The sequence below is a fragment of the Vibrio sp. V10_P2A27P122 genome (assembly GCF_963874335.1).
GTDB lineage: Bacteria > Pseudomonadota > Gammaproteobacteria > Enterobacterales > Vibrionaceae > Vibrio > Vibrio anguillarum.
In genome coordinates, this window is the sequence record NZ_CAWNHY010000094.1 from 1 (window position 1) to 6,083 (window position 6,083).

At 40.4% G+C, this 6,083-nt stretch carries 3 protein-coding genes; 2 read left to right on the plus strand and 1 reads right to left on the minus strand.

Annotated features, from left to right (window positions below; genetic code table 11):
- Together AACQ17_RS05060 and AACQ17_RS05065 are read left to right on the plus strand one after the other, a co-directional pair.
- Positions 1 to 935: restriction endonuclease subunit S (locus AACQ17_RS05060; protein ID WP_206208093.1), on the plus strand; the 935-nt coding region annotated here is incomplete at its 5' end.
- A 12-nt stretch (positions 936 to 947) separates the two neighbouring features.
- Entirely contained in the window at positions 948 to 4,784 is a 3,837-nt protein-coding gene (locus tag AACQ17_RS05065; RefSeq protein WP_094147174.1) for a type I restriction endonuclease subunit R, EcoR124 family, read from the plus strand.
- A gap of 149 nt (positions 4,785 to 4,933) precedes the next feature.
- On the opposite strand, the gene AACQ17_RS05070 is transcribed toward AACQ17_RS05065, so the two are convergent.
- Positions 4,934 to 5,938: a hypothetical protein gene (locus AACQ17_RS05070; RefSeq protein WP_094147173.1), complete on the minus strand. Its 1,005-nt coding sequence runs from the start codon at positions 5,936 to 5,938 to the stop codon at positions 4,934 to 4,936.
- Between the last annotated feature and the right edge of the window lie 145 nt (positions 5,939 to 6,083).

Here is a 6,083-nt window from a genome sequence, read left to right on the forward strand (position 1 = left end):
AGAGCTTAGATAATGCAGTTGTCTCTAATGAGTATCTTGTCTTAACGGATAGTGATGAAATTACATCCAAATTCTGGACTGTGATTTCAAAAAGACCTGAAATGCATAAGCTGTTTTTCATTAGCTCCTATGGAGTCGATATTGAAAAATTAGTATTTGATGTTTCTGACTGGAAAAATAGATCTATCGCAATCCCAGATGTGGCAGAACAAAATGCGATAACAACTCACTTCCAAAAGCTCGACAGCCTAATCAACCAACACCAACAAAAGCATGCCAAGCTCAGTAACATTAAAAAAGCCATGCTGGAAAAGATGTTCCCCAAGCAAGGCGAAACCATCCCAGAAATCCGATTTAAAGAGTTTAGTGGGGAGTGGGAGGAGAAAGAGCTAGGTGAATTAGCGGAAATTGTTCGAGGTGCTAGCCCTCGGCCTATTGAAGACCCTAAATGGTTTGATAAAAGATCAAATGTTGGCTGGTTACGAATCAGGGATGTGACAGAACAAGATGGCAGAATTCATGTTTTAGAACAGCGAATTTCAAAACTTGGTCAAGAGAAAACTCGTGTCTTATTTGAGCCGCACTTACTTTTGAGTATCGCAGCAAGTGTAGGGAAACCTGTTATTAATTATATTAAAACAGGGGTTCACGATGGTTTTTTGATCTTCAAAAAACCACGATTTGAGCTTGAGTTCATGTATCAATGGCTTAAATCATTCGAGCTAGAATGGCAACAATACGGCCAGCCTGGAAGCCAAGTTAACCTCAACTCCGATATTGTGAAAGGCCAATTAGTCAGCATCCCTTCAAATGAAGAACAAATCGCTATTGGTAACTACTTTCAAAAACTCGATGCACTGATCAATCAACACCAACAACAGATCATTAAACTCAATAACATCAAGCAGGCCTGCTTGAGCAAAATGTTTGTCTAGCAGGGAGCGTGTATGACTACCTTTAAAACCGAAGCACAATTTGAACAGGCTTTTATTGAAGTTCTCACCCAAAAAGGGTGGGAACCAGAAGTGCTCAAAAACAAAACAGAAGCGGAGTTGCTGCAAAACTGGGCAAACATTTTGTTTGAAAACAATCGCCAGCAAGATCGCTTAAACGATGTGCCACTGACTGTAACTGAAATGCAGCAGATTATTGAGCAGATAAAAGAGTTGAAAACGCCGCTCAAACTCAACGGTTTAATTAATGGTAAAACGGTCGCGATTAAACGAGACAACCCTGATGACTCGCTGCACTATGGCAAAGAAATCAGTTTGAAAATTTATGACCGCCAAGAAATTGCAGCAGGTCAAAGCCGTTACCAAATTGTGCAGCAACCCAAGTTCGAACGAGGTAGCCCGTTACGTAACGATCGTCGTGGTGATGTGTTGTTGCTAATAAACGGAATGCCCGTTATTCATATTGAGCTAAAACGAAGTGGCGTTCCGGTAAGTCAAGCTGTCAATCAAATTGAAAAGTACTCGAAAGAAGGCATTTTTAACGGTCTGTTTTCACTGATCCAAGTTTTTGTCGCCATGGAGCCTGAAGAGACAAAATATTTCGCCAATCCAGGACCAGATGGCAAGTTTAATCCAGACTATCAATTTCATTGGGCCGATTTTAATAACGAGCCTGTGAATCACTGGAAGGATATTGCTTCAACGCTGTTATCTATCCCAATGGCGCATCAGTTGATCGGTTTTTACACCGTTGCCGATGATACCGATGGCGTGCTGAAGGTGATGCGCAGCTATCAGTATTACGCTGCGAATGCAATATCGGACCGAGTGGCAAAAACTAGCTGGAAGCAGTTAGGGGGCGTAAACAATAAAGACAGGCTTGGTGGTTATGTATGGCATACCACAGGCTCGGGTAAAACCATGACCAGCTTTAAGTCAGCGCAGTTGATTGCTCAATCAAAAGACGCCGATAAAGTGATTTTTTTAATGGATCGCATAGAGCTTGGTACTCAGTCTCTAATTGAATATCAAGGGTTTGCCAGTGATGGAGAAGTGGTACAAGCCACCGAAAATACACATGTACTGGTGACCAAGCTAAAGAGCACTGCGCCAGCTGATACCTTAATTGTTAGTTCTATTCAAAAAATGAGCAATATTTTTGAAGAAGCGGATGATGATGGAGTTGCAACAAACTCAGCTGATATTGAAAAGATTAGAGCTAAGCGCTTGGTGTTTATTATTGATGAGGCGCACCGCTCAACGATGAGTGGAGGCAAAGAAGATAAAGAAGGCATGCTGGTAAGGGTAAAAAAAACCTTCCCTAAAGCACTTTTCTTTGGTTTTACTGGTACGCCCATTCATGAAGAAAACCAAGTCAACAGTAATACGACCACTGATGTGTTTGGTAACGAGTTGCATCGCTACAGTATTGCTGATGGTATCCGTGATGGAAACGTGTTGGGTTTTGACCCTTACAAAGTGTCTACTTTCAAGGACGGCGAACTAAGAAAAGAAATTGCCTTACAGCAAGCTAAGGCCAACTCGGTTACTGATGCGATGGCAGAGCCTGCCAAAAAGAAAAAGTTTAATCATTTTATGAATGATGTACCGATGGCGGGTTATAAAGATGCCACAGGCAAATATCATAAAGGCATTGAAGACTATGTCCCTAAAAGCCAGTATTTGACGGATGCTCACCAAGAAAAAGTCGTCGCTGACATCTTGGATAAATGGGATATGCTGAGCCAAGGCAGTAAATTCCACGCCATTTTTGCCACGAATAGTATCGCTGAAGCGATTGATTATTATCACCGTTTAAAAGCAGAAAAACCTGAGCTAAAAATATCAGCCCTATTTGACCCTAACATTGATAACGATGGTAGTGGCGAACGAGGTCCAACATTTAAAGGTGATGGTCTCGAAGAGATTATGGCCGATTATAACGCCCGCTATGGCCTAGAGTTTGATTTTGCCCGTCATTCGGCCTTTAAAAAAGATATCGCCGCGCGGCTTGCTCATAAAGAACAATATAAGAATATTCACAAAGAACCTTCAAAGCAGCTGGACTTACTGATCGTGGTCGATCAAATGCTGACTGGATTTGATTCCAAGTGGGTGAATACTTTGTATTTAGATAAGGTGATTAAGTACCAGAATATCATTCAGGCTTTCTCGCGTACCAATCGTTTGTTTGGTCCCGATAAACCTCACGGTATTATTCGTTATTATCGCTATCCACATACCATGGAGCAGCACATTAACGATGCAGTCAAACTTTACTCTGGCGATAAACCTATTGGATTGTTTGTTGATAGGCTGGTAAGTAACATTGAACTTATGAATAGGTTGTCAGCGGATATCTCTGAACTGTTTTCTAGTGCGGGTATTGAAAATTTTGAAACACTGCCAGACGATGTAGAACTATGTGCTAAGTTTACCGAATTATTTAATACCTTTAACAAGCACCTAGAAGCTGCCAAAGTACAAGGCCTGAATTGGGAGCAGTCTACCTATACTGACTCATCAGAAAGTGAGAGCGGTGCTGAGCGTGAGGTCACTCTGGCTATCGATGAGCTCACTTACATGATCTTAGTTCAGCGTTATAAAGAGCTTGCTGGTAAAAGGGACGGCAATGGTGACGGTTCAGGTAGTGATGTTCCTTTTGATATCAGTGGTTATTTAACTGAAATAGACACCGGTAAAATCGACGCCGATTACATGAATAGCCGCTTTGATAAATATCTAAAAGAGCTTAATCAACACCAAGACTCTAGTAGCGTTGAAGTCACACTCAATGAGTTACATAAGACATTTGCGTCACTGAGCCAAAGTGAACAAAAGTATGCCAAGCTCTTTTTACACGATTTACAACGTGGAGATGCAAAGTTAATTGAAGGACATACTTTTAGAGACTACATCAATGACTATCAAAATCAGAAAGAACAGTTACGAATAGCCGCTATTGTTGAGACTCTTGGTTTAGATAAGGATTTACTTCTTCAGTTGATGACTGGTGATGTGAATGAGCAGAACATTAACCGCTTTGGTCGCTTTGATACACTGAAATCAACGGTCGATAGAAGTAAGGCAAAAGTCTACTTTGAGCGCATTGAAGGCGCGACGATCCCCCCGTTCAAACTGAACATGCGCATTGATAAATACCTTCAAGAGTTTATCTTTGGGCAAGCGGAGGATTTTCTGGAAGATAGTCGAATAGACACTCATGAAGAGAGTCAATATGTGTCCCCTAAGCCGCTTGTTTTTGGTGATATTAAGCTCTATCAAGCAAACCAAGTTCTAGAACTGAAAAATACAGTTGAATTGGGTTCAATTACTTTTAGCACCAGCTCCTTGTATGAAGATAATCCGGCGTCACTATTATCAACTGGTTACTACAATGAGCTTAAACAACTTGGTGTGGTATCTTCTCATGTTTTAGATACGACTCTTACCGCACTTCTCGAACTCGAACAGGTGACAAAAGATCTTGATCTTCCCCTTTATCAAGAAGGTCAGAGTGGCATTGTTTGGGCTCTCAAAGAGGCGCGAGAAGGAAGTGTCGTTGATGAATTCATTGCGGTTGCCATTCAATATGCAGGTGATGAAAGTTATAAACCATTTATTGATAACATAATTTACGATGGTGCCAAAAGTGCTCTGTTTGCCAGCTTTGTTGTATTGCCCAAAATGGCATACAGCAAACTAAAAGCTAAGCATGAACAACAAAAAGAGCGTAATGCTGAAAAGGCTGCAATTGAAAGTTCGCCAAACGTCATTGATTTCAAAATGAATAAGAAACTAGCTGAAAAATGGAAAGGCACTCAGCATTAGAATTGAAAATAATCGAGCACGTGCTGAATGCGTAAATCTAGGATGTTTTATTGATTGAATTAATTCAACCTTAGAGGAGGTTTTCCTCCTCTACTGATGCTGATTTTAGGTTTAAAGCAGAGTGCTAATTGGGGCGATTTTTCATCGCCCTATTTATTTGTTTGCTCAGGTATCGTAGCTTCAAGCACCACTGCGTTTTTGATGTCATTATCAATTGATTTAGCAGATACGACTAACTGAATTGATGTTTTACTCCACTCTCCGTACTGCAATGCTCGGATAAATTTTGAATCTAGAGAGTAGTCTTGTACCTTGGCCGTGAATTCGTCTTTTGTCTCAATATTCTTTAGACGAACTTTAAAACAGTCAGGGTCAGAGGAGTCAACTAGAAGAATTCGAAATAAAGCATTAAATGCTACATCAATGGATTTACGACGAGCATTTTTGCTTAATTCTGTTGCGGTTTCTCCCTCTATCTCAATACCTTGGATAGTACTTTTACTCGATGTACCCAATTCTTTGATAAGAGCTGATTTAGAATCAGTTGCTACATTATTTAGCGCTGAGATTTGTATATTGCTTGCTAAGGTTTTAGTTAGCAACCTAGTTCTCTCTGTTTCCTGTTCAGATAGGAAACGTTGGTTGGTTAGCATTTCACGAGTTTCTTCACTCTTTACTTCGGTTTCTCGGATTTGACGGCGATGTTCTAGGTATTGAGCATAGCTTGTCTTGCCTGCCCAGATCAGACCAAGACTCACCAATGTAATAGCAAGTGTTGTAGGATCCATTTTATCAATTACCTTTGAACCGATGTTTGTTAGAAGAGACTGTAAGTCTATGCTTGTAGTTGTACTGCCTTTCCCCACTTTGACTTGAATTTCTAGATCTTGTCGTTCTTGGTTTGTCAGTACATTGGTATTTGGTGTACCGTATTTTACCAAACAGTATGAGCGGTTAATCCCTTTTTGGATCTCAAGAAAGCCTTTCATTAATGATGGCGTTAATGAAGAATCAAATTTGTCGCCTACAACATGAATGTTAAGTGACGGCCATCCATCAAACGTAACGTGACATTGCTCTCCTTGAATCTCTTTGTCTACCAATTTACGGAGGTATTCAAATGCTTCTTCTTCATTCGAAATAGTATAATCCATATGCTTCAGCCTGCATTTCATTTTCTTATTGTTGAGCATTTAACCGCAGTTTGACAATGATACGCAAGAGAAAGGAATCACTGTAAACGGAAAGGTCTTTTAGCTTCACATAAAAAGTCCAATTCATCTATTATTGGAACAAGTT

Excerpts from the sequence above, each read along its gene's own strand:
- AACQ17_RS05065 (WP_094147174.1), top strand. The coding sequence starts at position 948 with ATGACTACCTTTAAAACCGAAGCACAATTTGAACAGGCTTTTATTGAA.
- AACQ17_RS05070 (WP_094147173.1), bottom strand. The coding sequence starts at position 5,938 with ATGGATTATACTATTTCGAATGAAGAAGAAGCATTTGAATACCTCCGT.